Genomic DNA, 25774 nt, shown 5'->3' on the forward strand with positions numbered 1-25774 from the left:
GAGGTCCTTGCGGAGTCGTCGGGAACAGGACGGGATGGGAAAAGCCGGCGGGCCGGGGCGCGCCCGGCCCGCCGGTGTCATCCGGCCAAGGCGAAATCGGGCTGCGCCGGGACGGCCGCGTGGTGCTGGGCGGCTGCGCGGCGCAGGTCGGACTGCGAGACGGCCGCGACGCGCGCCTGCGGCTCCAGAGCACGGACCTGTTCGGCGATCCACCGTCCGTGCGCCCAGATCGAGCTGTACACGTTGACGGTGCCGCAATAGGGTTGCGGGCCGCGCGAGACGAGCATGGTCAGCACGTCGGTGCCGAACAGCTCCTGGGAGCCGCCGCCGCCGGAATCGCCCTGGCAGGCAGCCCCGGCGTTGCGGCCCGGCGCGACGCACACTTCGTCCGCGCCGATGCCCGCGCCCGCGCAGTCCGCGTGCGCGGTGACGCGCCCGTCGGTCTGCCGGAGCCACGGGCCGAGCGGTCCTTTCCACGTGCCCGGGTCCGCGGTGTCACGGCCCCAGCCCTGGGTCGTGACGGTTTTCCAGTCCAGCACCGGCGCGACGATCGCGCCCTTGACGCGGATCGGGTGCTCCAGCTGCACCAGCGACAGATCCCAGACGTAGCCGCGCTTGTCTTTTTCGCCCCAGTCCCACTCTTTCGGGACCAGGAAGCGCTTGACGCCGACCCTCTCACCCTGAAACCGATTGGCGGAGTTGAACACGAACCGGAACGTCGCCGGGTCTTCCGGGGTGGACTGCAGACCCGGCGCGGGACGGTCGGCCCGTTCGGGCGACGCGGCCGTCCTGCCCGCCTTCTCGGCGGCGGCACGGAATTGGGCGTAGCGCGCTTTGCCCTCGTCGGTCATCGACCGGACCTGCTGCGACTGCGGGCCTGGCATGACCGTCACGCACTGCGAGCCGGTCACCAGCAGGTCGGTCAGGCCGTCTTCGTCGGTCCTGAGAGCGTGCGCGCTGCACGTCCCCCAATCCGGGTGGCCGTCCCTGAAGTACTGCCACGACCCGATTCCCGCGCGGGGCGCGTCCGCGCGGACGCCGCCGACGATCGCGCCTGCGGGCGCCGCCGCGGCCAGAAGCGCGACCACGAACGCCAGCACGGCCAGCACCGTCCCGGCCGTTCTTCGCATGACCAAGGGACTCCTCGTTTCTCCCGAAGGGTTGGTTTTCCTTTTTCCCGGAAGGGAAAGGTGATTCCCGGGCAGGGGCGGGACGGCTGCCTCACGGACTCGCGCCGGCCAGCGCGGGTTCCCGGGGCTCCGCGTCCGCCGCCCGTGCCGGGGGCGTGGCGCGGGGACCGGGATCGGCTGGCTCCGACGGAGACGTCCGCGTCGGCAGCGCGAGCTGAGCGGTGTCCGGGACCGATTCGAGCGTGCCGGGCTCGCTTCCGGACGGGACGTCGTCGACGGGCAGGCGTCCGGCGGTCCGCACGACGTCGCCCTCGGCCAGCGCGAGCGCGATGAGGACCCCGACTATCACCTCGTGGAAGCCCGTCGCGAGCACCGCCGCGCACCGCGAGCACCCCCGGTAGTCGAGGTTTTCCTGGGGCACCGCGTTGATCCGGTCGAAGTAGTGCAGCACGGGGCCGCCGCCGCGGAGGTGGCAGAGCGGGCGGATCGTGAGGTCGATCTTGATCCAGGCGAGCCGCGCCGCGTCGTAGGCGTGCCGAGTTCCGTCGCCGTACGCGCGGATCGCCACCCGCCTCGGAACCAGTTCCGTGGGCGGGGGCTGTCGCGAGAGCGAGGTCATGCGGGTTCCTCGGACCGGTAGGGCTGTGTGCTGTTGGGCATCGCGCGGACGGACTTGCCGGTGCACGGCATCGGGACGGCTCTCGGCACCTCTTCCTGGGAAATCTCTTCCGCGAGTCGTGCTCGAAGCGCTTGGACGGTCAGCCGTCCGGCCGTCGGCGGGATCGCGCGCCGTCCCCGGGCCAGCACCCACGCCGCTAGCGGGACGCCGACCAGGAGCAGGACGCACAGCACGACTGCTGCCGGGTGGGCTCCTCCGGCTGACGCGGCGATCCCGGTGACTCCGGTCAACGGGCCGGCCTCGTCCGCTGGCGGGCAGAGACGCCGAGCCCAAATCGGGGCCGGTCACGTCCGGGGCCGCGGGCGGGCCGCAGAGGACCAGGTCGTCTTCAGCAGGGAGGGCTTTCGGCGGAGCGGGCGGGAGGAGGTCGAGCGCGGCGGGCCTGGATCCGGCATGGTGCGCGGGGCGGATTGCCGCGCACGGCACCGTCGTCACAGAACCGCCGGGCAGCAGCGTGAGCCCGCGCGGGCGCGGGGAGTTCTCGCCGCGAGGCCCCGGCAAGTCGAGCCCTCTCGCCGGACCGCCAGGAGTTCCGCGAGCGTCGTCTGGATTTTGCCGCTGTCGCCCAAAGAGTCGAGGTCGTCCGGCGGGATACGCCACGAAAGGGCACCCCAGATCGCTCGGCTCGGCGGCAACGCGACGAGAGTGTCCGGCGGCACGAGTTCGACGCCGGCGGCTTCGTCCAATTCGTGGTGCAGGGGGGTTCCGGCCTCGACAAGGAACCATGCTCCTCGGGGTGACAGTGCCACCGGGCCCAGTGGATGGCGCCCGCCGAACGCGCCCGTTACCCGCCGCCGCTTCGCCGGGACGGAGCGGCTCGGATGTGTCGGGGTGCCACGTCGTGATCCCGTCGCAAACCGGGCCGGGAAGCACCGGGCAGCCCCGCGCGGCGTAGCGCTCGGCGGCCCCCCGGAGCGCGTGCGGCCCTGCGCCACTGACCATCGGCGAACAGGTCGTCGGGTTGACGTGCACCGGAGCGCTTGCTGCATGCCCCGAACTCGGTGCGGGGAGTTCTTCTTGCGCGTGCGGGAGCGGATTGTTCATTTCCCAGTTGTCCTTGGTCGCAACGGTTTCAGGCCGGTCATGCGCGAGAATTCGTCATCACGTCCCGTCTAGTCCCGCTGGCAACGTGGTTCGTCCGACGACGCAGCACGTGATCCGTGTTGCTCCGCCGACGAAAACAGCGGTGGCAAGAATGGGCAGCGGCAGCATCACCGCGGTCGGAGCGAGCACGTGGCGGTCGACATCGTTGGGTCATGACGGCCTCGACCCGGTTGTCGGAGCGGGCTTATCAATGAACCTGTGCTGTGCATATCGTCGAGCGGCGCAGGTGAGAACCGAACCAGGACTGTCGGCTACCCGGAGCCCCAGCAACGCGACGGAAAACGCGTCCAAGGTCGCGGCGTCGGCGTTCTTCCACTCCGGTATCCCCGAGACGATGCTCTCGGCTTCTGCAGGCGTGTGGCCGGCTTCCACCAACCGCACTGCCAGGACCGCGGCGTCAACCCACGCCGGGGCGCGCAACGCCCACGTCCAGCCCACGATGCGGGGAACGCCGCCGTCGCCGATGAGAATGCTGGACTCCGAAAGCTCTCCGTGCGCGATGCTCGTCCCTGAGGACAACACGTCGAACACGTGAAGCTCCATGTCCGTGAATTCCGCAATCCGCTGACGGTCCCAGTCGGTCAGCGTGTGCGGCTTCCTCGTTGCGAGAGTGCGCCACGGCGATTCGGCCGACCACCGCGCGCCCATTGACTCGAAATACGAGCTGCCGGCCACCTCGCGCACGGCCAGTTCGGCGAGCAGCCGCACCAGCGTGCGCAGGTCGCGCGAGCCGGGGCGCAGGTCCACGGGCCGTCCGGGAACGTACTCGTAGCCAGTGACAACCCAGTCCAGGTTCTGATTGCGCCAGAGAATTCTCGGGGCAGTTGACGGCAAGAGCCGGTTCCGCCGCTCCTCCTCGGCCCGCGGCCGAGTCAGACTCTGCGCACATTGACTGGCCGCTTTCACGAACACGACATTGTGCTCGGTGTGCACGATTCCAGAGAAGTCCGCGTTTCCGTCGCAGTCGAGCACCCGGACTATTTTCTCTCCGAGCTGCTTCTCGACGCTCCGACGAACATCGGGAGGGAGGTCCTCCCATCGTTTCTTCCCCACGCTTCTGCCCCTCCCCATGGCGATGTAGATGCATGAGAGCGGCCAGGAACCTGGGCAGTACGCAGGAACCCCGGCCGCAATCCGGTCAGGAGGATGACCACTCGGCGAGTTGCAGAATGGTTTCGAAGAACAGGTCTTCGATCCCCATTTGCGGCGACGGCCAGATCTCTCGCTCCCACGGGAACCCTTCGCGCGGATAGGGTTCCGCACGGCAGGGCTCCCCCGGTCCGGTTCGCAGCAACGCAAGATCCGCGAACTGAACGGTGAAGCGTCGGAAGTACATTTCTCGGGCGTCGCCGCTGATGCCGCTGAGGCGGAAACCGAGCTTGGCCATCTTGGACAAGGCCAAGGCGTCTCGGTTCGTCTCTGGGTCCGGCGGAATGCCGATGACCACGCCGTCAGCAGCGACTGGCTCCGGCCGGAAATTCCGGGGAAGCCAGCGTTCGCTGCTCAGCGTGGTCATCGGGGTCGCCTCCTCCTGCGCTGGAGAAGGCTATGGTCGGACTACGGCGATGGAGTCGTACCCACAATACGACTACACGAACGGACTAAACTGCTACACCGATTCGCTTGGCGAAGGTCCGCAGCCGTGATGCTTTGTTGTCTCGGTCCAGAAGTTCTTCGGTTGTCCGCTTGGGAAGGCTTTGGTGCTGAATCCAGTCCTGTCCTTGCGCCTCGGCTGTGAGCAGCGTGTCCAACGCTGCGCTGTAGTGGCCCGTCCGTGTGAGCGCGAGAGCCTTGTCCGCCAAGTGGCGGCACCGGGATGCCAGCGGCAATCCGTTGTCCCGGGGCATGTCCTTCGCCAACTCCAGGGCTGTTTCGTAGTCTTCGGTGACGACGGCGACGTCGACGGACTGCATGACCACCTGAGAGGGGCCGAAATAGGTTTCGTAGTCGTGGCGGTCGACGCCTATCCGGGCGGCGATCTCTCGTGCGTGGCTGATCAGGTCCCGGGCCTCCTCCACGCGCTGGTCACGCCCGGCGGCGGTCGCGGCCGTGATCACCAGGGATCCGTACGCCGAGAGCGCAGGAAGAGCCGGGGAACTGCCCGGCTCGATCGTCATTGCGGCGCGAATGGCGATCTGGTGGGCATCGGTGTATCGGCCCTGAACCAGCAGCTGCCATGCGATCGAACCGCGGATCGTGGCGTCCAGCAGTTCGTCCTTCCCGTGTTCAGCCGACTCCCTCGCGAGGCGGATGGCAAGCCATGCGGGATCGGTGTGGCCTAGGTGGACCAGTGTGCATCCGGTGCACCAGTAGAGGCGGGACAGGAGCTCGTCGGCGCGTGCCCGCTCATGAGCTGGCACGACAGCCGCGGTGGCTCGCACGTGGGCGATCGTGGCAGGCAGGAGAGCGGTCAGCTTCTCGTATTTGCCGGACCAATACTCACCCCAGGCTGCGCCGGCTTCGCGCTCGGCTTCTGCGATGGTCAGCCTGGATTCGTCCACGTCCGCGTAAGGATCCATGCCGGTCAGGTCGTCCACGGGCGAGAGAACCCGCCTCAATGCCATGACGCCCTCCTCAGGGTTGCCCGAAGGCACTCCCGCGGGAACCTTCACCAGTTGCGACAGGGGGATGTCCAACGCGGTCGCCAGCTTCACCAGCAGATTCAGCGTGGGGTTGTACTCTGCGGCCTGCTCGATCTTGCGAATCGTCTCGACCGACACGCCGGACCGCTCGGACAGTTCTGGCTGCGTCATGCGTCCCCGGTAGCGGCGCAGGTTCGCCGCAAGATCTTCGCGCATGTGAATACACCCTTCGACTCGCCGAATGCCTGATCGGTCTCGACTCACGGTACCCCCGAAAACCATCCTGGCGACGACAGGCCGAAGGCCGCAAGAAGTTCGAAAGACCACGCGATGCGAAGGGAGCGCAGCGGGAGCCGGTCGTGCGCGTTCCTCGCACCGATACTTCGGGGGCGCGCCAACGGCGCTCCGAAATCGCGGCCTTGACCCCCGCTCGTACGTCCACAAAGGACTTTCGGGCGAGCACTGACCGCTCACCATGAGCACCCGACTGCCGGTTCCGGCCCCGCCGCGGCACCTCTCCTGACCGTACCGATCGGAGACCCGCTCGGTCGATGACGGAGCCTCGCGGCTCGTCTGGCCCTCCGCGGCGTCGAGCGCCACGGTGCGCCCTCGGCACTGAAGCGCGATGACCAACAGGCCTCCGGGGCTGTCCATGGCTCTTGACCGACCTGCTGCCCTGACCACCTTCGACTTCGATGGCGAAACTGCCCGCCAGCAGCCAACGCCTCGCCGGCTGTGGGCCCGACAGCGGAGTGCGCGACACGCAAGAAGGCCCGCGCGGATCGAGGGGGAGGTGCAGGGCTCGCCTTCTCCGACCGTAGGGCTCGGGCAACCGCAGGTGTGCCGCCGGACGGAATTCGCTCGTCCGGACGTAATGTGATGCGGTCAGGCAGAGCTCCACGGGTAGGCTGCGCCGAACCTGTCGAACGCCTTGTTCATCTCCTCGTCGCGGCCTGCACCACCGCCGCGTAACGCGCCGATGGCGCGTCGAGCGGAAGCCGTACCAGTATCTCGCGGGATCTCATGTGCTCGACGCTGCCTGTAAGTACATGGCAACACCAACCCCGGACGGACGGGTTGGCGGCAGAACGTTGCGGCCCGGCCGGGATTCGCTGGCCGCGGCCCTGCACTGTCGGGTGGCCGGATGGAGCGATCGCTGCGCGCTTTCCGGGGTCCGGAAGTGGCAAAGCAGCCGACGTATGCGTCGGCGTCCGCAGGGACAGGGCGGCAGCTTGCTTCCGGAGTCACCGTTTGGGCAGCAACTGGTCGCGGAAGCGCCAGGCGCGCTCCAGGATGCATGCTCCTGGTGAGGCCATCGGCTCGTCGGACAGGAGGCGTTTGACGGTGATGTCGTCGAAGGGCAGTCCGTCTGTCACCTTCGACGCTCCGGCCGCGGCCGTCAGGACGCCTTCGGGGTTGACGTCGACTGCGCCGCTGAACAGGGAATCGAACGTGTCGCTGTCGAAGACGACGACGGTGAGGATCGTCGCGGTCAGCGTCAGGGCGTCCATTCCCATTCCGAGGCAGTATGCGGCGACGGTGCCGTCGTGTATTCCGGCGGTGACGTGCGCGTAGAACGGCCAGGCTTGGTAGTCGAGGGGTTCGGCTTGCGACCCGTCTCGTTCGGGCTCGCCGAGCACTTCTTCGGCGTACTCGCGCACGATGTTCTTCCACAGGTCGAAATCGTTTTCGCGGTCTGCTGTGGCGATGGTCGACGGCTGGAACTCGCCTGCTGGGATCAGTCCGTATATTCCGCCTGCCGTAGCGACTTTTTGCGGATCGCGCCAGTGGAGCAGAAAGGTGGGCTCGCCGGAACTGGAGCGGCGGATCGTCAGTGTCTCGATCGCGGGCATGAGCGCTCGTCGGGAGAGGTCGAACGGGTTGCCGATCAGGCCGCGCAGCGGGAGTTCGGCCCAGTTCGCTTTTGGCGGTTCGGCTTGGCACGACGGGGACGCGGACAGTTCGTGGGCCACGGCCTCTGAGATGTCGAGTTTGTCGAAGTAGCTTCCGAGGGTGAAGCGCATCGAGGGGTGCGCGTCGCGCAGGTTGCAGTCCAGCAGGCGGTAGCTTGAGCGGTTTTCGAAGAGCGCGGGCGGGCTGAGGTATTTGATCGCCGTGGTGTATCGGGTGAACCTGCGTCCGGGTGCTCGCAGCGGGAGCACGCCGTGGGCTTCGGGTTCGGTTCCCGTCACGGGGATCTGTTCGACGCTGTCCGACCATTCCAGCGAAATGTCGAACAGCGGGAGAGGCGAGGCCGGCATCCATTGTTTCATGGCAAGGAACGGAGTGTTTCCGATGCGCGCTTCGCTGTCGTACAGCGTCGCGGATGCGCGCGCCAGCTCTCCTCGATGCCTGTTCAGCCGCCGCCGCGCGTTTGTCCACGCTGTCTGGCTTTCGTGCACCCCGTCGACTCGCCCGACCAGTGCTGCGTCGCTCGGCGGTGCCGTGGGTTCAAGGATGCTGCGGGCGATTCCCAGCTCTTCGGGATCGATGTCGAGCTGTGTCGCGACACGCAAGATCAGTTCGATGTCGAATACCTTCCGGCTCCCGCTCTCGATCTTGGAAAGGTAGGACTGGTCTATTCCGAGGATGTTCGCCAGGTCTGCTTGCGTCAGACCTCGCGAACTCCGGTAGGCCTTCAGCACCTCGGGCAGCAACGATGTGTTCAGCTTGAACTCCGCCGGGACTCGTGAGGACAGCCAGCCGTCGTCATTGTGCATCACGATCGTTCCCTCCGGTGCGGCTCATGGCCGCTTCCCGGGCGCGGCCGCGGATCCTGACCCGCCTGCCAGCGATTATGCCTGGCTGTCCTATTCCCTGCCTTCGTGTGCCTGCTGGTCATTGGATCTCGGGCGAGCGGCGCGCGACGCTCGGGAGGAGCGGAGAGGGGAACGACGATGTCGGCACGGAGGCAGCGGCGCTGGTGCTGGGTGATGTCCGCCGCGACCGGAGTTGAGCACGCGGTGTCCGAGACCGCGTTCGCCGCCAGCGTCCGCGCGGGCCGCGGTCGCTACCGGGCGATGTGCGGAGCCGAGTTTCCCGCCGCCTCGATGTGCGATGCCGGGAGCGGCTGCGGCGCGTGCCGCGCGCTGGTCCGCGCATTTCACGCTCCGGGCGCGCATGAGATTTCGGCCAGGCGACGCGGGTGCGGTCGCCTGCGCAGCTGGCGGACGGCCCTGCAACGGCACCGGAGCGACCGGGGAAGACCTCCGCTGGGGCGGCACTGTGCACGGCGCGGACGACGACCCAGTCACCGACGAGCGGGTGCGGCGGTGCTGCTTTCCCGCGCCGCACACGCGGGCCTTCCCGGCGTAGACGGTGCGGCCTGATGGGCACCGCACCCGTCCGGCCGTGGACGTGCCTCGTGGTCGCGGCGGACAGCCCTCTCGGCCTCGTCGGCGCGGCCGTCGACGACATCACCCGGCACCTGCCCGACCCCGGCGTCCCGGACAAGTGCCTCACCTGCGGGGCGGACGCGTACTGGCCGTGCCGGTTCTTCGACGACGCCGGGCACGTCGTGCGCACCGCCAAACTGCCTGTCCGCGCACTCGTCCCGGCCGACTTGCACTCGCGCCTGCCGCCGCCCGACTCGTGCGATGCGCCGGAGTGGCCGTCCCGCGCGCCTGACGAGGAGAAGGATCATGGATGAAGTCCTGAACTCGGAGCTGCAGACAGCGGTGCACCGCCGCCTCGACTACCTCGACGACATGGCGAAGAACGCCGACGACCCGTCGAAGTCGAAGCTGGCCGATACCGCGATTCCCCAGTTGACCGAGGGGTTCCGGGACCTGCTCGCGGCCCACGACACCGACGAGCTCGGCCGCTGCCTCAGCTGCTCCCCGCGGCGGTTCTTCGGCCGTGTGGAGTGCAAGGTCTGGCGAAGCGCCCACCAGCATCTGATCACCGACGCCGACGAACGAGCCACCGGCGGACGCCACCGTCTTCGGCACGGTCAGACCACGTCCTGATCCACCGCCGCGGGCCGGTCGCGCACGGTCTGCGGATCCGCCGGGCTCCGGCCGGCTGCCGCCTGCAAAGAACGTAGAAAACGGCGAAAGCCGTGCAAGACAAGGAAAAGGGAGGACGACATGGAGAACGTGCCGGAGAACGGGGCCGATCAGGCAGAGCGCGGCCGAGCGGTCGAGGAGCCGGTGTTGCTGGTCCGCCTCGGCGAGGTGTCCGCGGCGACCCAGGGCATAGGCATTGGCCACTCGGAGGACAAGCGGCGGGCCTACAACTGATCCGTCACGCTGGTGCCCGGCCTCCGGACCGGGCACCAGCGTCGTGGCAGCAGACAGGAAGGGGAGGACATGCGCTGGTTCGGAGGTTTCGCTGCGGCAGCCGCCCCGCCGCGCAGCCCGGTGGGGCACGCGAGGATCTGGCCCACGGTGCCGGGATGCTGGACGTGCGGCCAGTGGGCAGGGCACGAGGTGCGTGCGACGTGGTCTGGACCCCGGTTCGTCGCGGTCGTCGGCGCCTGCGGGATCGCCGCGGCCGAATTGGCTCGGCTCGCCGAGCGCGCGGCGTGCCGGACGACGTGGCGTGGCGCTGGCCGGGCAGTTACACGACGGTCGAGGTCACCCGCACCGCGACCCGGGTCTGGACCGATGTCGGCGGCGCGTGGCCGATCTACACCGCGACGGCGGACAGCGGAATTTACTGGGCGTCCAGTTCCCGCGCCCTGGCAGGGCTCGGCGGGGCGCGGCCGGACGTGGACCGGCTCGCCGCTTGCCTGCTCGCGCCATTCGTGCCGGTGCTGCTGGCCGAGCGGTCCGCGTTCGAAGGCGTCGCGCTGGTCCCGCCGGGACACCGGCTCACCGCGGACGGCGACGGGGCGCGCGTGGAGCGGGTGTGGCAGCCGCTGCCGCGGGCGGGTTCGCCTGCCGGGCGACTGCGCAGGGAGCTGGCCGCTGCGGCGAAGGTGCGTCTGGATACCGCGGCGTCGCTGACGTCGGACTTGTCCGGCGGGTTCGACTCCACCGCGCTGGCGCTGCTGGCCGCGAGCCAGGCCAGGCCGGGGCAGGACGTGACCGGGGTGACGGTGCATCCCGCCGGACGCGCCAGCGGCGGCGACCTGGACTACGCACGCCTCGCCGCGCAGCACGCGGGTCTCGCGCGCCGCCTGCTGCCGTTGACCGGCAAGCACGCCCCCTACAGCGGGCTGGGCGAGGTTCCGGCGCGGCGACGGGGCCTTCCGCCGCACGGCGCACCCGGCGCACCGACGATCACCCGCCGCGCATCCAGCTCGCTCTGGCTGCCCGGTGACTTCTGATGCCCGCCTTGGCAATCATGGGCAAGCACTGGGCGGAGCAGGAACCGGACGGCTACGGCTGGTTCAGCGGCGACCTCGCCGACGACATGCCCACCCAGCTCATCCCGCAGGTGCAGGAGTCGCTCCCGACGCAGTGGGCGGAGCCGACGCCGGAGGTTCTGGCGCACCTGCTCGAAGCCCTGGAAAACCTGTAGCCCCCTGCGACGGCCCCAACCGGAAAGGAGGTGGAAGCCGCGCCGCGGAGCGCGGAAAGAGCTTCGCGCCGGTAGGTAGCCCGAGAAGTGGTACCCGGCACGACGGCAATCGGCTTTGCTGGATATTTCGTTCTATAGCAGGAGGATCTGATGGAACCCACAGACGACGGCCTCGTTCTGGCGGTCGAGCAGTTGACCGCTGTGCGCGGCCGGATGGACGCGGTGCACTCCGACGGCGCGCAGGATGCCGGTGGCGACGGGCACGGCAGCGGCGGCGGCGACGGGCTGAACATCCCCGAGTCGTCCTGATCCGGATGCCGGGGATGGATCACGCGCTCGTCCGATCGATCGAGAAGGCGCTGGGGTGGACCGGCGCGAGCGGGCTTGGTGTCGAGTTCGCGCGGGGCAGCATGGCCGATCCTGAACTGTGTTCCCGGCTGCTGACGCCGCAAAGACTGCTGGATGTGGTCATGCGGCGTAGCCTCTCGCCCCCTCAGTTCCGGTGTTTCGAGCACGGCACCGAACTGCACCCCGATGCCTACATCACTCGCCAGGTAACCCGACGCGGGCAGTCGCTGCCCGTAGCCGACATGGACCGGATCGGACGGTTCCTGCGCTCCGGCTGCACGCTCGTGCTGGATGCGCTGGACGCTTTCGACCCGACGATGGAGGTCGCCTGCCGGGCGTTGCAGTGGTGGTCGCGGGAGGTGACGCAGGTCAACACCTACCTGACCACCGCGGACGCCGCCGGGTTCTCGCTGCATTGGGACGATCACGACGTAGTGATCGTGCAACTCGCGGGCGAGAAGTACTGGGAGGTGCGCGGCACTTCACGGCCGGTGCCGATGTACCTGGACGTCGAGCCCAACACCGAGCCCAGCGAGGACATCGTGTGGTCCGGAACCATGAAGGCGGGGGATGTCATGCACATCCCCCGCGGCTACTGGCACCAGGCCACCCGCGCCGACCGAGGCGAGGAGGGCTACAGCCTGCACGTCACGTTCGGGTTCGTGAAGCGCACCGGGGTCGATTGGCTGACCTGGGTCGCCGACCGGAGCCGTGAGCGCGAGCTGTTCCGGCATGACCTCGATCGCTGGGGCGGAGCGGATGCTCTGGTTGGGCAGCAGGAGCGGTTGGCCGACGAGGTCCAACGGCTATTGGACGACTATCCGGTGGCCCGCTACCTGGTCGCGCGCGAACAGGAGCGGACTCCGCCCCGGCAAGTCGCGACGGCCGGCGTGTTCGGCCCGCCCACGGCGGTGCTGTGCGTCGCCGGCTTCCCGCCGCACGTCGTCCATCTCGGGGACACCGTCGAGGTGTTGGCGGGCGGGAAGAAGCTGACGTTCGCGGGCAAAGCGGAACCAGCCTTGGCGATGCTGCTGTCCGGGCATCCGGTCGATTTGGCGACCGTGAGCAAGGAGACGGGCGTCAACGCAGCGGTGCTGGCCGAGGCACTGATCAAGGAGGGCGTGTGTGCCGAGCTGACCGAGGCGTTGTCCTCGGGCTGCACCGGTCTGGTCCCGACCGGGACCTGATCGAGCGCGCGCTCAGTCTCGGGGTATGCGGCATCGACACCGCGTACAACTACCGGGGCTTCACCTCGCACCGGGCGCTCGCGCGGGTCGCCGCTGACCTGCTCGGGGAGTTCACCATCTCCACGAAGGTCGGGTACTTCCCCGGCGATTCCGGCGGGCGTTCGGTGCACTCGCTCGACCCGGCCCGGCTGCGCGAAGCGGTCGAGCGGTCGGCCGACGACCTTGGCCGGAGTCCGGACGTGGTGTTCTTGCACAACCCGGAACTCGGGCTGTCCGGGCGATCCGGCAAGGAGGCTCACGACCGGTTGGCCGACGCTTCCGCGGTGCTGGCCAGCGCGGTCGCGGCGGGTTCCTGCGGCACGTGGGGCATCGCCACCTGGGACGCCCGGCCCGTCGCAGAAGCGATCGAGCGGAGCGCGTCCGGCATCCAGCCGGGCGCGCTCCTGCTTCGCGCCGGGCTGTCGGTCGCCGAGCCGATCCTGGCTGCCGGGGAGACCCTGTGCCGCGTTCTGGGCGTGCCCTCAGAGTGCCGTTGGGGCATGAGCCCGTTCAGCGGCAGCACGGCCGATCCAGTCTGGTCCGCACTCGATCTCGGGGCGTTCCTTGCCGCCGAAGCGGAAGTCTCGACGCCGCAAGCGGCGTTCCGGCTGGCCTATGAGCTGCCACCGGTCACGAGGGTCGCCGTAGGCACCAGCAATGCAGAGCACCTGCGCGACCTCGTCCACGCGGCCGAGTTGGCCGTCAGTGAAGGCGCGATCCGCCGCTATCGGGAACTGATCAAGGCTGCGTGATCGCTCAGCGCCGGAGGTCAGCGGCCAGCTTGTCCGCCTCGCGTGTGGTCAGCTCGCGCAGCTCCTCGGGGAGGGACGAGTCGTTGAGGATCTTCGCCACGGAAAACAGCGCCATGAGCTTGCCGGGTCGAGACTCCAGGTCAGCGCGGCGCTCGCGGCGGACGCGCTCGGCAAGCTCCGGCACGGTCAACGAGCTGGCCCAGAGGTTCGCGGCATCCAGCCCGCGCGGGGCCATCCCGTGGTCCTCCCAATCCAAGATCCAGAATTCCGGGCCGGTCAGGTTCGACCAGTTCAGGTCCGCGTGCGCGGGCACCCACTCCTCGGTGATGGTCGTGTCCACCACGCCGGGGAACGCTCGCTCAATCTCACGTGTGACCAGCGCCTGCGTCATGGCCTCCGTGTCCGGTGTCGCGATGCGGGTGGTGCGCTGTCCCGCCAGGGCATCCAGTGACGCGCTCAGAGCCGCCCACCATCCGTCCGGCAGGCCCACACCGCGCAGGGCTCCGCGTTGAACCGGTGCAGCGGTGACCAGCTCGATCTCGTCGGCGCGCCAGACTGCATCCTCGCTCAGGTCGAGCCAGCTCACCCCTCGATACCACGCGGGCTTCGCGATGTCTCGCAGGAGGTCGGCGGCCTCCAGGCCGTTGCCCGACTGACTCTGCGCTGCGGTCTTCGCCAACGGCCGGGCCTCGATACGAACCCAGGTTCCGCGGTCGCTGCGCGCCCCCACGGACCGGCGCTTCCGAACCATGGTTTCCGGATCGAGGCAGACTCCGAGTGCCCGTTCGACACGGGCAACTGGGGCCTCGACGGACTGCCTGCGCAGATCCCTCGTCGCGGAGCGCGTTGACGCTGGGCGGCTGGTTTCGGCCATGCCCACATCTTCCCATCGAGGACCTTGCCTCGTATCACCTGCCGCTTTCGTCGTTCGAGGCGCGCCCCTGCACCCAACGAGATTCCGAAGACGACGACCGGCGTCTCCGGATCGGCGCCCGCGGCGAGCGTGCGGACCTTGCCGGCCATGCGGTCGAAACTGTCGCCGCTCAGGTCCGGTGCCAGCACGCGCCATCCGGCGAGCGCATCACCCGACGGCGGGTCCGTAACCTGGCGGTGGCCGCGCCGAGCCCCGTGCAGCCGGATCAGCGAGGGCGCGGCCGGGGCGGGTCATGCCGCTGCGCGGTGGGAGAGCACGAAAGCTCGTGCCTCGGGGACGTCGTCGGGTTCGGCGTCGTGGATGACGACCGGCACCCGGCGCGGGAGCCGGGACCACCGGCGGAAGAGATGGTCGAAATCGACGAGTCCGCTGCCGAGCGTGCCGGCCGGGTGGGAGTCTCTGGCGTGGACGGCCACGATGTGCGGGCCGAGGAGGTCGAAGGCTTCGTCGATGATCTCGGCTTGGCGGTCGGCGTTGTCGGGGGTGATGAGGCTGCCGGGGTCGAGGATGACGCCGACTCCGTCGCCGACGTCGCGCAGGAGGCGATGGGCCGCCGCGGCGGTGCCAATGACGGTGCCGGGGTCGAGCTCGATCCCGAGCACGATCCGGGCTTCGCGCGCGGCGGGGAGCAGCTGCCGCAGTTCGTCCACCAGGTCGGCGTAGGCGTCGGGTTCGGCGTTGCCGGGATGCCAGGCCCATTTGTCGTCGGGGTTGCGGCTTCCTGTGCAGAGGCTGACCATCTCCGCCCCGAGTGCCGGAGCCCGGCGGATGAGGACCGTGGCCTCGGCGGCGGCGCGGCGGCGGCGGGCGCGGTCGGGGTCGACCATGTTGTAGGTCGCGGACATGCTGGGGATCAGCACCCGGGCGCGGTCGAAGGCGGCGCGGACGGCGGCCGAGCTCGGCGCGTCGAGCCGGGCGAGGCCTACGCTGGCGAGGTTGAGATGGGTCTGGACCACGCCGTGAGCGGCGATCTCCGCTGCGAGGAGGGCCGGGTCGGTCGCCGGCGGCCAGGTCCGGCTGACCACGGCGAGGTCGCGCTCGGCGAGAACGTGCGGCATTGCGGTGTCTCCTCCCAACGAAAAGACCGGACGTAAGGCGTGGTCAGGCCGCGGCTGTGCCGGTGGCGGCGCGGACGGCCGGCCGGGTCAGGGCGGCCATGGCGTCGTCGACGCTTCCTCTATGACAAGCCCGACGTCGCTGACCGCGCGGGCGAGCGGGATAGGCACTCCGACCTGCGAGGAGCCCCGGCTCCCGGTTTTCCGTCGGCTCCACAGCAACCTCCCCCGGTTTGCTGAGCCCACAGTGGACGCTTTTCTCCACTCTGGCGGAATCCGCAAGGCTGTGCGGCCCTCATGCCTCCTCAGATTTCCGCAGGGTCCTCACCTCGCCGGGAAAACGCCTGGTCACCCTCCTCACTGTCGGGTGAGGAGGTCGTGAGGACCCGGTTAGGATGCGGCGAGATCGGGTGTCAGCACGCGGACTGGTGTCGCCGGTAAAGGAGATGCCTCTGCGTCAGCGCATGCGGTAACCCCTGGGGAGGGGCAGGCTGGCACGTGGCCGAGAACGGGGGGAGACATGGGGGATGGCTTCATCCCGGGGCTGACCGCGCTGGTCGGCCGGGACCAGGCGCTCGACGATCTGCGGCGGAAGCTCGGCGGGGGAGAGCGGCTGATCGAGCTGCTCGGATACGGGGGAATCGGCAAAACCCGGCTTGCGCAGGAACTGTACCGAGATCTTCTCCGACGCAAAGTGTACCAGGATACGGCTTTCGTCAGCCTGGAGAAGTATATCCGGTTTGTGAAATCCGGCGCTTCCGCTGGCCCCCCGGTTGATCTCGCTCAGCGGATTCTCGGTGACGTCGCGGCCGCGCTGACGGACAGCCATCAGCCGGCCGCGCGGGATTTCGGCTCGCTGATCTCCCTGCTTTCGGCTCGGCTTCGCAATCGCCGAGCGCTCCTGGTGATCGACAACGCCGAACCGGTTGCCGACGACGTGGCGCTTGTCCTGGAGGAGCTCCTGGACCAGGACGACGCGAGCGGGCTGCAGGTGCTGGTGACCAGCCGCGAGAACCTCGGCATCGGGGGCGAGAGCATCGTCTCTGTCCAGCCGCTGACCTGCCCCGCTGAGGACGCCGACCCCGCCGATGGGCTCACGGACGCGACGACCCTGTTCTTGGATCGGGCGACGAAAGCCGCGGGGCGGCCGGTCACCGAGACCAACGAGTGGCGCGATCTCGTCGCGTTGGTCCGCTATTCACAAGGCTCGCCGCTGATTCTGCAGCTGCTGGCCGCTCAACTGGGCCTAGGCACCACGGCTGTCGCCCTGCTGGCGAAGCTCAAAGAGCGAGGCCTCTTGTGGCTGGGCTTTTCGCCGCGAGCCCGAGGGATCCGAGAGCACCATCGGCGGCTCGACATCACCATGTCGGGGTCGTGGGACTTGTGCGGCGAAGAGGAGCGAGTGCTCTGGGCAAGGCTCAGCGTGTTCAGCGAGAGCTTCAACGTCGACGCCGTCCAGGAAGTATGCAGCGACGAAAAGCTTCCGCGGAACAAAGTGGAGCAGCTGCTGGGCCTCCTCAAAGAGCGTTCGATCGTCGACCCCGATTCTTCCGGCCGCTTCACCCAGCACGCCGCCCTGCAAGAGTACGGGTTGAAGATGCTGGGCGAAGACGAATCCGCCTTCCGGAACCGTCACCGCGACTGGGTGGCGAAGCTGGCGTTCGACGGTGCCAGGAAGTGGTTCTCCCCGCAGGAGAAACACTGGCTCGACGCGCTGGCGGCCGACGCGCCGAATCTCGACGTTGCGATCGACTGGTGCGTCGAGCGCCGCGAGGTCGAGCAGGGCCTCGCGATCGCAACGAACGTTCATCGCGTGAGGATGCCGTACCACCACGCGAAGGAGCCCCTGGCGGCGAGGTGGTTCGACGTCCTTCTGCCGATGGGGGGTGTGCCGCCGACGCTGACCAGGGTCGGCGCGCTGTCCAGCGTCGCGTTCATGCGCACGGTTTTGGGCGATGCTCGCGGGTTGGAGCATCTGCGGGAGATCAGGCAGATCGCCGCGATGCTTCCCGAGGCTCGGGACTTCCCGCCGGCGCTGGCGGCGGAAGGCACCTACCAGGCCCTGGTGATGCTTGATCCGGCGGGGATGGACATGCTCAGGGCCGCGGCGGACGGCTTCGCGGCCATGGGGCCCGACTTCGGCGGAGACGAGCAGATGGCCAGGCTGCTGCTGGGGATGAGTGCCGGGCTTATCGGCCCCGCGCACCTGGCAGACCGCACGGCGGACGAATGCCTGGCGCACGCCGAACGCGCCGGTGCGCCGTGGGCCATCACGTGGGCGCAATGGCTGTACATGCTGCCCATGCGCACGAAACGCCTGGATGTCGGCGGCAAGGTGATCTCCGCGGCGCTCGCCCTCGGTGATCGGTGGGCTCCGGGCTGGGCTGCGGAAGTCAAGATGTGGGGCCTGGACGACCCCGAGCGCGCGGCCGTCTTGTCGGGCGCATCGAGTGCCTGGCAGGAGCAGCACCACGTCGCGATCTCCGGCCTGCCGAGCTTCGGCCGGCACCGGGATGCCAAGATCGACTGGATCACGAGCCAGATAGGCCGGGACCGCCACGCCAAGCTCGAACGAGAGGGGCGGGGCCTCGGGGAAGACGGGATCATCAAGCTGATGCACATCCCGGCTCCGGCTCCGCCGGTCCTGTTGGATGCGACTCAGTACCGCATCGTGTCGATGGTCGCTGACGGCTGGCAGAACCGCGACATCGCGATCGATCTTCATGTCTCGGAAGCGACCGTCAGCCGTCGGCTCACGGATGTGTACAAGAAGCTCGGCATCGAGGGCGACCGGAGGAAGCTGGCGGCGTGGTTCAGGCACCACGGAGCGGCCAGCGCGAAGCGGTAAGAACCGGTCGCTTCTCCCGCCTTTGGTGGGTGATGCACCCTGCATCGCCCACCAGGCGCGTCTTACGGCAACGACCAGATGGTCGGCAGCTCGGGAACGCCGCGGATCACGCCGAATGTCCGGCGCGTCCGCGCCCCGGGCAGCAGGCGGACGTCCGGGATCGCTGCCAGCAGCTCTTCGATCATCACCCTGATCTCCATCCGCGCTATGTGCTTGCCGACGCACTGATGGGGTCCTGTGCCCCAGGCAAGCTGCTGCGCGCTGGGCTCTTCCCGGTCCACCCGGAACTCCGACCCGTCCGGAAAAACGGATTCGTCACGGTTCGCACTTGGCCACAGCAGCACTACGCGGTCTCCGGGGACCAGCCGCACACCGCCGAGTTCGGTTTCTTTGACCACCGCCCGGCCCGTAACGGTGACAGCCGGTTCCTGGCGCACGGACTCGTTGATGACCGCCGTCAGCAAGCCCGGCTCGGCGGCGACAACACGGGCACGCAGACGATCGCGTTCAAACAGATTGAGCAGTACGCCGGCGCAGGCGTCCGAGGCCGTCAGGTGCCCAGCGGCGAGCATGAGTGCGGAGAACTTCGTCAGTTGCAGCGGGTTGGGCACTACGCCGCCTATCGAGGTGCGTGCCACGGTGCCGATCATCGATTCCTCCTCGACGTCGTCGAGGAGAGCAGAGAGGAATGCCGTGTAGGCCTCGCTGCAGCGCGCGGTCTCGTCCGGGGTGGCGGCTGTCATGAACTCGCGCAAGTACTCAGCCAGCGCGGGCCGATGCTGCTCGGGAATGCCGAGCACCATAGCCGCCACGAGGGGCGGGATGACGCGGACGTACGAGGCTACGAGGTCGGTCTGACCGTCGCCGACGAACCGCGCGATTGCGTCCCGGCAGAGCCGGCGGACGTGGTCTTCGTGCGTCGCCGCTGCCTCCTGGCTGAAATGGTGGGCCAGCAGCTTCCGCCATTGGCGGTGCTCGGCGCCGTCCACCTCGAACATCGGCGCGATGCACGCCAGTGGCGGCGCCACTCGGGGAGCGGCGCCGATGTTCACGTTCGCGCTGAACGCCCCTGAGGCGTTGCGAGCGGCCTCGGCTATCGCGGGGTAGCGGAAGGCCAGGAAATAACCTCCGTCGGCCTGGGTGTGTGCGACGGGGCATCTCCCGCGCAGCACCTTCAAACGTTCGTGGACGTCGTCGACGATGGCGAAGGCCGGGTCGAGGTGGTCGAAATCGGTCTCGACAGGACCTGTGCGCTGCGATCCCGCCCGTTCCTCGCTCACACTCACGTCGCTCCTAGGACAAGACCAGTGGTACTTCGTGCCTAGCGAAGGCCCGGGCTCGCGCGCAACAGAACGGGGACGAATCACGTCGTTCAGTCTTGCTTGCAGACACAAACGCGTCCCGGTCAGCGGTACGCCGGATCGCTGGGCCCCGGTCCCGGACAGTCCCGCCCCCTGACCGAAACCGCGCCGCGTGCAACGAGATCTCCGCAGCCTCGTTCGCGGCCGACGGATGTGCGCAGCGGAATGCCGCCGACGTCCGGCCGGGAAGCCGGGGCCGGGCGGACGTCGGCTTGTCCCCGGCGGGATCAGCGGCGTTTGTCGATCGCGCGCTGCAGTCGTTCGGCCGGGTAGGACTTCACTTTTTTGGTGCCGACCGTCACCGGCGCGCCGATGACGCGCGCCGACGCGAGCGCCGTGGAGAGGCGTTGGTATCCCTTCGGTCCGGCCGGCCACTTGTGCTGCTCGCACATGAGCCCCAGCAGCGCCGCCGCGCTCACGTGAGTTTCCCCGTTGAGCAGATCCGAGTCGGCGACAGCGGTCAGGACCAGTGCGGTGTCGTCCAGGTCCCGCTCGTCGGATCCCTCGGCCTGCTTCGCGTTCTCGGCCGCGCCGAGGGCGTGTTCGCTGCCGCTGTGGTCCTCGGATTCGGCCGCTGCGGCGCTTTCGATGAGCAGCGGGCCCCGCGGCGGCGGCGCGGTGTCGACCTGGCGGCGGACGAGTGCGGCCACCCACTCCTCCGGCGTTTCCCCGGCGATGGCGGCGGAGAGACGGACCAGCCGCAGTACGTCGCCGGGAGCTCTAACTGGGGAAGCTCGGGCTGCATTCGTGGGCTCCTTCTGAGTCGAACAGCGGTGCGGCTCGCAGGGATTGCGAGCGCGGGTCACCTTGGTACCAGGGGTGTCGAATCCACGCGGACCGGGCCTGTGCCAGGCGGGCACGAGGCGGTTGTCGGCCGGGCCGCAGGTCGGCGCTGTCCTGCGCGCCGGGGCGGCGCGGCCGGGCCGGCCGCGCCGCCCCGACCGCGTGCTCCGGCGGTTCTGCCTTGCAGGACAGCGTGATCACCGTTCCTCGGCTCTGTTGCCGAACAGCGTGGCCATCACCGCGCGGCTCAGGTCCGGGGGGGGAACGGAGTTGCCGATCTGGGACTGGACGGAATTGCGGCTTCCGGTGAACTCGAATTCGTCGGGGAAGCCGAACAGTCTTTGAGCTCGGGTATGCGCAGGTGCCGGTTCTCCCAGTGGAACGGGCCCGTGTACGGGCCGGGCTGCGCCTGAATGGTGGGGGAGGGCCGGTCCGGGTCGAGTTTGAGCAGGAACGACCAGTAGCGCGAGCGCCAGCGGAACAGCGGCGCCGGGTGTCCTCGTTCGGCCGTGTAGTGCAGATAGTTCCCGCCGGGAGGGATGCCGGGCAGCAGGCGGCCGTACCGTCCGGCGACCTCGTCCGCGGGTTCCGGGCCGGCGGTCAGGCCTTCCAGCGCTTGCCCCGCCGTGACCTGCGACTTCTCGGGATCGCCTGCGGCGCGGCGGTTGCGCGTGCCGCCGAACCCGGGCGCGGGAAGCTCGGGCGTCGTTTTCTCGCTCTTGAGCACTCCGGCCACGAACAGCCGCTGTCGCGATTGCGCGACGCCGAAGTCCGCGGCGTTCAGCACTTTCCAGGCGTGCTTGTACCCGGCGGCGTCGGCTTCGGCGAGCAGGCGCCGGAACGCGGGACGGCTGGCCCGGTTGTCGAAGGTCAGCGCGGCGACGTTCTCGAGGACGAAGCCGCGGGGCCGCGCCTCCCGCAGGACGCGGGTGAACTCCTGCAGGAGGCTCGCGGCGGGGTCGAGCCCTGCGCGTTTCCAGTCGAGCCAGAAGCCGGACTTCGAGAACGGGGTGCACGGCGGGCCGCCGATGAGCAGGTCGGGCCGCTCCCGCCGTCGCCATGATCTCTGCGGTGGGGACGTCGCGGATGTCGGCGCAGAGGACCGAACCGGCCAGGTGCGGGAAGTTCTTCCTCATCGTGTCGGCGGCGTCGGCGTCGCGTTCGACCGCGGCGCGCACCTCGAAACCCGCCGTCTCCGCGCCGAGGTCCAGCCCGCCCACGCCGGAGAACACCGAGATCGCGACGCCGCGCGTCGTCATGGTCGGGCCGCCGGCCCGTCACGCGGTCCGGCGGGCGGACAGCGGACTCCGCTCGTGGGCGAGCCGGGTGGCCAGGGCCATGTTCGCCGCCGCCGCGGCGAGGGTGCGCCGCCCGAGCCCGCATCCGGCGGCGATGCCCTCCACCGGTCCGCCCAGGGCGTCCTCGATCAGGGCGAGCGCGTGCCGGCTCTCGACGGGGTGGTCCTCGGCGACCACTCCCGCGATGACGTCGATTCCGCGTCGCAGCCGCAGCAGCGCCCGGAAGAACGCGGGATCCGTGGACGGCGGCGCGCTGCCGTGCGCGACGGGCAGGTGGACCGTCGGCATCGGGATGCCCAGCGCGGCCAGCGCGTCGGCCAGGGCGTTGAGGAACATGACCGCGGCGTCGAGGTCGACCGGCGTGAACAGGGGCTCGTGTTCGAGGTCGCCGTAGCAGAGGTGCAGGATCCACCGGGCGTCCGGCGCGGCGGCGATGACTCCCGAGACCTGCTGGACGAGTTCCGCCGTCAGCAGCGGCCGGTCCTCGCGGGCGGCGCGCTGGTAGGCGGCCAGGACGGCCGGGGTTTCCAGCTGCAGCTGGACCCGGTCGCCCCACCGGGCGGCGAGGGCGGCGACTTCGTCCACGACGGAGGCCTGCAGCGCGGGCATCCACTCGTCGGCGGATTCGGGGGAGCCGGCGGCGAACAGCGCGCGATCGAACGCGTTGGGGATGCCGACGTGCAGGCGGCGCGGGACCGCACCGGTGTCGAGGGTGTCCAGCACGGCGAACGCGGCCTCGGTCTGGGCGACGCGGCCCATCGCGAGGTCGGCGGGGTCGAGCTCGTGCCCGGGGCGGATCCGGTAGCAGGGGACGTCGTCGTAGCCCCGGCTCGCTCCGGAGCGGACTTGTTCGAGCGCGGGAAGCCGCGCCAGGCTGTCGAGCCAGTCGATGATCCACCGCGGATCGGGCTCGTAGTACATCGCGGTCAACGGCGCGTACCCGCAGTGGGCCAGGGGCCAGGCGAGCGCGGCGCGGATGTCGCGGTGCAGCGGCGGGGGCAGCGAGCCGACCAGGTGGACGGGAATCGGGTCAGTGGCGCGGCGGGCGAACGCCGCCGTCGTGGTGGTCGGCATGACGGGAAGTCCTTCTCTGGGAACGATCGCAGTGGCGCGGCGGCCGGGAGAACAGATCGGCGCGCAGGTGCGGATCGCGAACGGAAAGGGAGAGGGCCGTCGTCGCGGCACGGGCAGATGCCGTGCCGCGGCGACGGTCGGCTACTGGGCGGGCAGGGCGGTGTCGAGCCAGCGGGTCACGTCGCGGGCGGCGTCGGCGCCGTTGCGGGCCAGCTGCAGGTCGTGCCCGGCGCCGGGAAGCACGGAGGTGTGCAGGCGCGCGGCCGGGCCGAACGCGGTGGCCTGGGCGCGGGCCAGGGCTTGCGGGGACGCGCAGTCGGCGGCGTTGCCCGGGGCGCAGAACAGGCGGTCGCGGCTGCCGACCTGCAGCATGGTCGGCACGGTGATCTTGCGGGTGGTGTCGGGCGAGAAGCCCTTCAGCACGACTCCGGACAGCTCGACGGGCGAGGCGACGTCCTTGGTGGACTCGTCGTACTGGACGACCTCCGGGTCGACGTCGCCGGCGTCGTGGAACGCGGCGGCGCGTAGGCCGGGCCGCGTCGTCAGGTACAGCGGGTCGATCAGCGGTCCGAACGCGGGGTCCAGGGCCGCGGGCCACACCTGCGAGGTGAGGGTCTTGAGCAGCGCGCCGGTGTCGAGCTGCGAGGTGCCGCCGGTGAGCACCACGGCGTCGACGTCGTGGTAGGCGGTGGTCTCGACCGACGCGACCCCGGTGCCCATCGAGTGCCCGACCAGCGCGACGCGATCGGCCGGGGCACCGGTGACCTCGCCCGCTTTGAGCCGCCCGACGATCTGGTGCACGACGTTCGCCTGGCTGTCCACCGTCACCAGCGCACTGAGCGGCCGGGAGCTTGTCCCCGACCCGAGCCGGTCGATCGCCAGGGTGGTGTAGCCGCCGGAATTCGCTTGCCGCGCATAGGAATACCGGCCTCCGGCGACGGGATAGTCCCAGTAGGACGCGTTGTACGTGCCCCCGTGCAGGAGCAGTTGGACGGTGTTTTTCGCCGGGCCATCCGGTGTGCACAGGACGCCGTGGACGGACACGTCGAGCGGCCCGACTTTCGCCGGGATCGTGACGTCGCGGCAGGTTCGCGCCCCGGCGGCGGTGTCGGCCGACGCATCGGCCGGGATCGCGGCCGCCGCCAGCACCGTTCCCGCCGCGGCGGCCACCGCGGCGAGCCGCCGGAACCTGGTGTTCCGGCCGTGTTTGCGTGCAGGTCCCATTGTTCGATTTCCCCCCTGGAAACAGCGCCGCCCTGCCCCCTTGCAGTGACGGCGTGCTGCTGGTCAACACGTTGTGGCGGAACAGGATCGGCGTCGCGAGGGCGTGCCGCGATCCGCCCGGGGGCTGTCGGCCATTGCCAAGCCCTGCCGCTGCGCGGACCGGGCGGACGCGGAGGCGTACGCGCTCGTCCTGCCGGACGGGTGCTCCCGTGCGGAGCGTGCACGGGAGCACCCGGCGGGATCGTCAGGCTCCGGTGATGCGCGTGCCGTTCAGACGCACCGCGCCCTCGCGGGTCAGCGGCTCGTCGTTGCCCGCTGGCGACACGGTGATCCGCGTGCCGTCCGGGCTCACCGCGCCCTCGCGAGTCAGCGGCTCGTCGTTGCCGTTCGGACGCACCGCGCCTTCCCGGGTCAGTGGCTCGTCGTTGCCCGCGGGGGCGGCGTGGACGGTCGCGGCGGGGGCGACGGCCGCGTTCGCGGCGGCCGAGGTGGCCAGGGCGAGGGTGCCGGAAGCGGCCGCGACGAGCAGGCCGGTGGCGAGCAGCTTCTTCGTGCTGGACATTCGTTTCTCCTTGGGGTGTCGTGGCTTGCGCCACGGTCGGGGTTGTGTGTGGACGGTGGGGGGAGCTGTGCTGCGCGGCGGTGGCGGCGGGCCGCGCGGGCGGGTGCCGTCGCGGCGGGCGCCCGGGTGCCGGTGCGCGGCGACGTTCGCCTCGAAGGCCGGGTCGTCCTCGGCGGCGACGTTCGCCTCGAAGGCCGGGTCGTCCTCGGCGGCGAGGCGGGCCCGGGCTGGGTTCACGGTTCGCCGGCGATCCGTCCGGTCGCGCCGGCGGCGTGGGGTGCGCACTGGTGCAGTGCGGTGTCGAGCCAGCCGGTGATCGCGTCCAGCGCCGCCCGGCGGTCGGCGGCCAGCGTCAGGGCGTGGCCTGCTCGCGGCTGGATGTAGGCCGACAGGGGCCGGGAGAAGTTGTGCTGCTCGGCGGCTTTGAACGACTCGGAGCTGCTGCAGTCGACCGCGGCGCAGGACCAGGAATCCTGCTGGCCGTTGGCTTCGAGCACCGGCGCGGTGATCGCCCTGGTCGCGGCCTCGGCGGTGCCGACGGTCGCGGCGTCGGCCAGTTCGGTGGCCGACCCGACGTCCTTGCGCGCTTCCTCGGCGCCGGTGATGACCGGGTCGGCGTCGGCGGGGGCGTGGAACAGTGCGGGCCGCGCCCCGGGGCGGGTGGTCAGCCAGCCCGGGTCCAGCGGCCGCCCTTCCTCGGCCGCCGGGTGCATGTTCGCGAGGGACTGCTGCACCTGGGCGGGGTCGATCGTGTGGGAGTAGGCGGTGAGCACGACGGCGTCGGCGTCGCGCGGGTGGCGGCTGGCGGTCATAACGGCGACCAGGCTGCCCAGGCTGTGCCCGACGAGCGCTGCCTGCCAGTAGCGGCGCCCGTCGAGCCGTCCGGCCCGGGCCCGGGCGATGGCCTGGTGCACGGCCTCGGCTTGCGCTGCGCCGGTGACCAGGGTGCTGGCCGGGCGGCTGCTGGCGCCGCTGCCGATCGCGTCGAGCGCCAGCGTCGCGTACCCGGCGGCGACGGCGCGGCCGACGTAGGACTCCCCTCCGGTGTCCAAATTGGACCAGTACGACGCCGCGTACGTGCCTCCGTGCAACAGCAACTGGACGGCGCCGTTCCCGGGGCCGGGCGGCGCGCACAGGACGCCGTGGACCGACGCGTCGAGCTGTCCCGCGGACACGGGGATCGTGAGGTCGCGGCAGGTCCGCGGCGCGGCGGTGTCGGCGGACGCGGCGGCCGGGATCGCGGCCGCCGTCAGCGCCGTCGCGGCCGCGGCGGCGACGGCGGCGAGCCGCCGGAACCGTCTGGTGCGGACAGGTGTGCGTGCAGGTGCCATGGTTCGGTTTCCCCCTG

26 protein-coding genes and 2 pseudogenes are annotated in these 25774 nt (G+C 70.0%); 9 read left to right on the forward strand and 19 right to left on the reverse strand.

The annotated features are described in order from the left end of the window. Positions 1-77: 77 nt before the first annotated feature. The 8 genes from BM362_RS31965 to BM362_RS31995 form a co-directional block, all read right to left on the reverse strand. Positions 78-1130 (reverse strand): trypsin-like serine protease, encoded by a 1053-nt coding sequence (locus tag BM362_RS31965; protein WP_143132546.1) that lies wholly within the window; start codon positions 1128-1130, stop codon positions 78-80. A gap of 91 nt (positions 1131-1221) precedes the next feature. Then, positions 1222-1749, reverse strand: a complete 528-nt coding sequence (locus BM362_RS31970; RefSeq protein WP_093575684.1) for a hypothetical protein — start codon at positions 1747-1749, stop codon at positions 1222-1224. Beyond that, on the reverse strand, positions 1746-2039 hold the full coding sequence (locus tag BM362_RS31975; protein WP_143132547.1) for a hypothetical protein: 294 nt from the start codon (positions 2037-2039) through the stop codon (positions 1746-1748). Before BM362_RS31975 ends, BM362_RS31970 begins: the two co-directional genes overlap by 4 nt. A 201-nt stretch (positions 2040-2240) precedes the next feature. Next, on the reverse strand, positions 2241-2558 hold the full coding sequence (locus BM362_RS47035; protein ID WP_143132548.1) for a hypothetical protein: 318 nt from the start codon (positions 2556-2558) through the stop codon (positions 2241-2243). Between the two features lie 505 nt (positions 2559-3063). Next, complete coding sequence (locus BM362_RS31980; protein ID WP_167545530.1) at positions 3064-3966, reverse strand: phosphotransferase; 903 nt, start codon at positions 3964-3966, stop codon at positions 3064-3066. 85 nt (positions 3967-4051) lie between these two features. Beyond that, positions 4052-4429 carry a hypothetical protein gene (locus BM362_RS31985; RefSeq protein ID WP_093575687.1) on the reverse strand — a complete coding sequence of 126 codons (378 nt, stop codon included), beginning with the start codon at positions 4427-4429 and terminating at the stop codon, positions 4052-4054. 85 nt (positions 4430-4514) lie between these two features. Next, complete coding sequence (locus BM362_RS31990; protein WP_093575688.1) at positions 4515-5711, reverse strand: helix-turn-helix transcriptional regulator; 1197 nt, start codon at positions 5709-5711, stop codon at positions 4515-4517. 1028 nt (positions 5712-6739) lie between these two features. Next, positions 6740-8215, reverse strand: a complete 1476-nt coding sequence (locus tag BM362_RS31995; RefSeq protein ID WP_208865405.1) for a helix-turn-helix domain-containing protein — start codon at positions 8213-8215, stop codon at positions 6740-6742. A 608-nt stretch (positions 8216-8823) separates the two neighbouring features. On the opposite strand from BM362_RS31995, the gene BM362_RS32000 reads away from it, so the two are divergent. The 8 genes from BM362_RS32000 (at position 8824) to BM362_RS32025 (ending at position 13287) form a co-directional block, all read left to right on the forward strand. After that, on the forward strand, positions 8824-9144 hold the full coding sequence (locus BM362_RS32000; protein ID WP_093575690.1) for a hypothetical protein: 321 nt from the start codon (positions 8824-8826) through the stop codon (positions 9142-9144). Continuing rightward, positions 9137-9463 carry a hypothetical protein gene (locus BM362_RS32005; RefSeq protein ID WP_093575691.1) on the forward strand — a complete coding sequence of 109 codons (327 nt, stop codon included), beginning with the start codon at positions 9137-9139 and terminating at the stop codon, positions 9461-9463. The genes BM362_RS32000 and BM362_RS32005 overlap by 8 nt, the downstream gene beginning before the upstream one ends. 120 nt (positions 9464-9583) lie before the next feature. Next, positions 9584-9736, forward strand: a complete 153-nt coding sequence (locus tag BM362_RS46535) for an albusnodin family lasso peptide (protein ID WP_107309583.1) — start codon at positions 9584-9586, stop codon at positions 9734-9736. Between the two features lie 284 nt (positions 9737-10020). After that, on the forward strand, positions 10021-10767 hold the full coding sequence (locus tag BM362_RS32010; RefSeq protein ID WP_244287357.1) for an asparagine synthase-related protein: 747 nt from the start codon (positions 10021-10023) through the stop codon (positions 10765-10767). After that, positions 10767-10961 carry a hypothetical protein gene (locus BM362_RS32015; RefSeq protein ID WP_093575692.1) on the forward strand — a complete coding sequence of 65 codons (195 nt, stop codon included), beginning with the start codon at positions 10767-10769 and terminating at the stop codon, positions 10959-10961. The genes BM362_RS32010 and BM362_RS32015 overlap by 1 nt, the downstream gene beginning before the upstream one ends. A 150-nt stretch (positions 10962-11111) precedes the next feature. Then, complete coding sequence (locus tag BM362_RS47815; protein ID WP_167545531.1) at positions 11112-11270, forward strand: hypothetical protein; 159 nt, start codon at positions 11112-11114, stop codon at positions 11268-11270. 14 nt (positions 11271-11284) lie between these two features. Continuing rightward, positions 11285-12496: a JmjC domain-containing protein gene (locus tag BM362_RS32020; protein WP_093575693.1), complete on the forward strand. Its 1212-nt coding sequence runs from the start codon at positions 11285-11287 to the stop codon at positions 12494-12496. Beyond that, positions 12433-13287, forward strand: coding sequence for an aldo/keto reductase (locus BM362_RS32025; protein ID WP_093575694.1), 855 nt, complete (start codon positions 12433-12435; stop codon positions 13285-13287). Before BM362_RS32020 ends, BM362_RS32025 begins: the two co-directional genes overlap by 64 nt. 4 nt (positions 13288-13291) lie before the next feature. Here the strand turns inward: BM362_RS32025 and BM362_RS32030 are convergent, their stop codons facing one another. Both BM362_RS32030 and BM362_RS32035 read right to left on the reverse strand, forming a co-directional pair. Continuing rightward, entirely contained in the window at positions 13292-14161 is an 870-nt protein-coding gene (locus BM362_RS32030) for a protein kinase family protein (RefSeq protein ID WP_093575695.1), read from the reverse strand. 290 nt (positions 14162-14451) lie between these two features. Beyond that, complete coding sequence (locus BM362_RS32035) at positions 14452-15279, reverse strand: sugar phosphate isomerase/epimerase family protein (RefSeq protein ID WP_093575696.1); 828 nt, start codon at positions 15277-15279, stop codon at positions 14452-14454. A 517-nt stretch (positions 15280-15796) separates the two neighbouring features. On the opposite strand from BM362_RS32035, the gene BM362_RS32040 reads away from it, so the two are divergent. Continuing rightward, a complete protein-coding gene (locus BM362_RS32040; RefSeq protein WP_093575697.1) occupies positions 15797-18124 on the forward strand; it encodes a helix-turn-helix transcriptional regulator in 2328 nt (775 codons plus the stop codon). 62 nt (positions 18125-18186) lie between these two features. Here the strand turns inward: BM362_RS32040 and BM362_RS32045 are convergent, their stop codons facing one another. The 9 genes and pseudogenes from BM362_RS32045 to BM362_RS46545 all read right to left on the reverse strand — a co-directional run bounded on the left by BM362_RS32045 (position 18187) and on the right by BM362_RS46545 (position 25757). Next, positions 18187-19404: a cytochrome P450 gene (locus BM362_RS32045; protein WP_093575698.1), complete on the reverse strand. Its 1218-nt coding sequence runs from the start codon at positions 19402-19404 to the stop codon at positions 18187-18189. 308 nt (positions 19405-19712) lie between these two features. Further along, the gene (locus tag BM362_RS32050) at positions 19713-20135 is read right to left on the reverse strand and encodes a hypothetical protein (protein WP_093575699.1); all 423 of its coding nucleotides are present in this window, start codon (positions 20133-20135) and stop codon (positions 19713-19715) included. A 330-nt stretch (positions 20136-20465) separates the two neighbouring features. After that, complete coding sequence (locus BM362_RS50760; protein ID WP_425285739.1) at positions 20466-21062, reverse strand: DNA cytosine methyltransferase; 597 nt, start codon at positions 21060-21062, stop codon at positions 20466-20468. Continuing rightward, a pseudogene (locus tag BM362_RS50765) lies at positions 20984-21304 on the reverse strand (DNA cytosine methyltransferase); the annotation flags it as partial. The pseudogene BM362_RS50765 and the gene BM362_RS50760, both read right to left, overlap by 79 nt. A 40-nt stretch (positions 21305-21344) precedes the next feature. Beyond that, positions 21345-21527 (reverse strand): annotated as a pseudogene (locus BM362_RS50770) (DNA cytosine methyltransferase); the annotation flags it as partial. A gap of 18 nt (positions 21528-21545) precedes the next feature. Beyond that, positions 21546-22640 (reverse strand): hypothetical protein, encoded by a 1095-nt coding sequence (locus BM362_RS32060; RefSeq protein ID WP_093575700.1) that lies wholly within the window; start codon positions 22638-22640, stop codon positions 21546-21548. Positions 22641-22781: 141 nt separating this feature from the next. Further along, complete coding sequence (locus BM362_RS32065) at positions 22782-23864, reverse strand: alpha/beta hydrolase (protein ID WP_093575701.1); 1083 nt, start codon at positions 23862-23864, stop codon at positions 22782-22784. A gap of 244 nt (positions 23865-24108) precedes the next feature. Next, positions 24109-24663 (reverse strand): hypothetical protein, encoded by a 555-nt coding sequence (locus BM362_RS46540; RefSeq protein ID WP_107309584.1) that lies wholly within the window; start codon positions 24661-24663, stop codon positions 24109-24111. Next, positions 24660-25757, reverse strand: a complete 1098-nt coding sequence (locus tag BM362_RS46545) for an alpha/beta hydrolase (protein ID WP_107309585.1) — start codon at positions 25755-25757, stop codon at positions 24660-24662. The genes BM362_RS46540 and BM362_RS46545 overlap by 4 nt, the downstream gene beginning before the upstream one ends. Between the last annotated feature and the right edge of the window lie 17 nt (positions 25758-25774).

It is taken from the genome of Amycolatopsis rubida (assembly GCF_900115345.1).
GTDB classification, from domain to species: Bacteria; Actinomycetota; Actinomycetes; order Mycobacteriales; family Pseudonocardiaceae; genus Amycolatopsis; species Amycolatopsis rubida.

Bases quoted from the DNA above. Each gene is read 5' to 3' on its own strand.
- BM362_RS31965 (WP_143132546.1), bottom strand. From the start codon at position 1,130: ATGCGAAGAACGGCCGGGACGGTGCTGGCCGTGCTGGCGTTCGTGGTC.
- BM362_RS31970 (WP_093575684.1), bottom strand. From the start codon at position 1,749: ATGACCTCGCTCTCGCGACAGCCCCCGCCCACGGAACTGGTTCCGAGG.
- BM362_RS31985 (WP_093575687.1), bottom strand. From the start codon at position 4,429: ATGACCACGCTGAGCAGCGAACGCTGGCTTCCCCGGAATTTCCGGCCG.
- BM362_RS31990 (WP_093575688.1), bottom strand. From the start codon at position 5,711: ATGCGCGAAGATCTTGCGGCGAACCTGCGCCGCTACCGGGGACGCATG.
- BM362_RS31995 (WP_208865405.1), bottom strand. From the start codon at position 8,215: ATGCACAATGACGACGGCTGGCTGTCCTCACGAGTCCCGGCGGAGTTC.
- BM362_RS32000 (WP_093575690.1), top strand. From the start codon at position 8,824: ATGGGCACCGCACCCGTCCGGCCGTGGACGTGCCTCGTGGTCGCGGCG.
- BM362_RS32005 (WP_093575691.1), top strand. From the start codon at position 9,137: ATGGATGAAGTCCTGAACTCGGAGCTGCAGACAGCGGTGCACCGCCGC.
- BM362_RS46535 (WP_107309583.1), top strand. From the start codon at position 9,584: ATGGAGAACGTGCCGGAGAACGGGGCCGATCAGGCAGAGCGCGGCCGA.
- BM362_RS32015 (WP_093575692.1), top strand. From the start codon at position 10,767: ATGCCCGCCTTGGCAATCATGGGCAAGCACTGGGCGGAGCAGGAACCG.
- BM362_RS47815 (WP_167545531.1), top strand. From the start codon at position 11,112: ATGGAACCCACAGACGACGGCCTCGTTCTGGCGGTCGAGCAGTTGACC.
- BM362_RS32020 (WP_093575693.1), top strand. From the start codon at position 11,285: ATGGATCACGCGCTCGTCCGATCGATCGAGAAGGCGCTGGGGTGGACC.
- BM362_RS32030 (WP_093575695.1), bottom strand. From the start codon at position 14,161: ATGGCCGAAACCAGCCGCCCAGCGTCAACGCGCTCCGCGACGAGGGAT.
- BM362_RS32035 (WP_093575696.1), bottom strand. From the start codon at position 15,279: ATGCCGCACGTTCTCGCCGAGCGCGACCTCGCCGTGGTCAGCCGGACC.
- BM362_RS32040 (WP_093575697.1), top strand. From the start codon at position 15,797: ATGGGGGATGGCTTCATCCCGGGGCTGACCGCGCTGGTCGGCCGGGAC.
- BM362_RS32060 (WP_093575700.1), bottom strand. From the start codon at position 22,640: ATGCCGACCACCACGACGGCGGCGTTCGCCCGCCGCGCCACTGACCCG.
- BM362_RS32065 (WP_093575701.1), bottom strand. From the start codon at position 23,864: ATGGGACCTGCACGCAAACACGGCCGGAACACCAGGTTCCGGCGGCTC.
- BM362_RS46545 (WP_107309585.1), bottom strand. From the start codon at position 25,757: ATGGCACCTGCACGCACACCTGTCCGCACCAGACGGTTCCGGCGGCTC.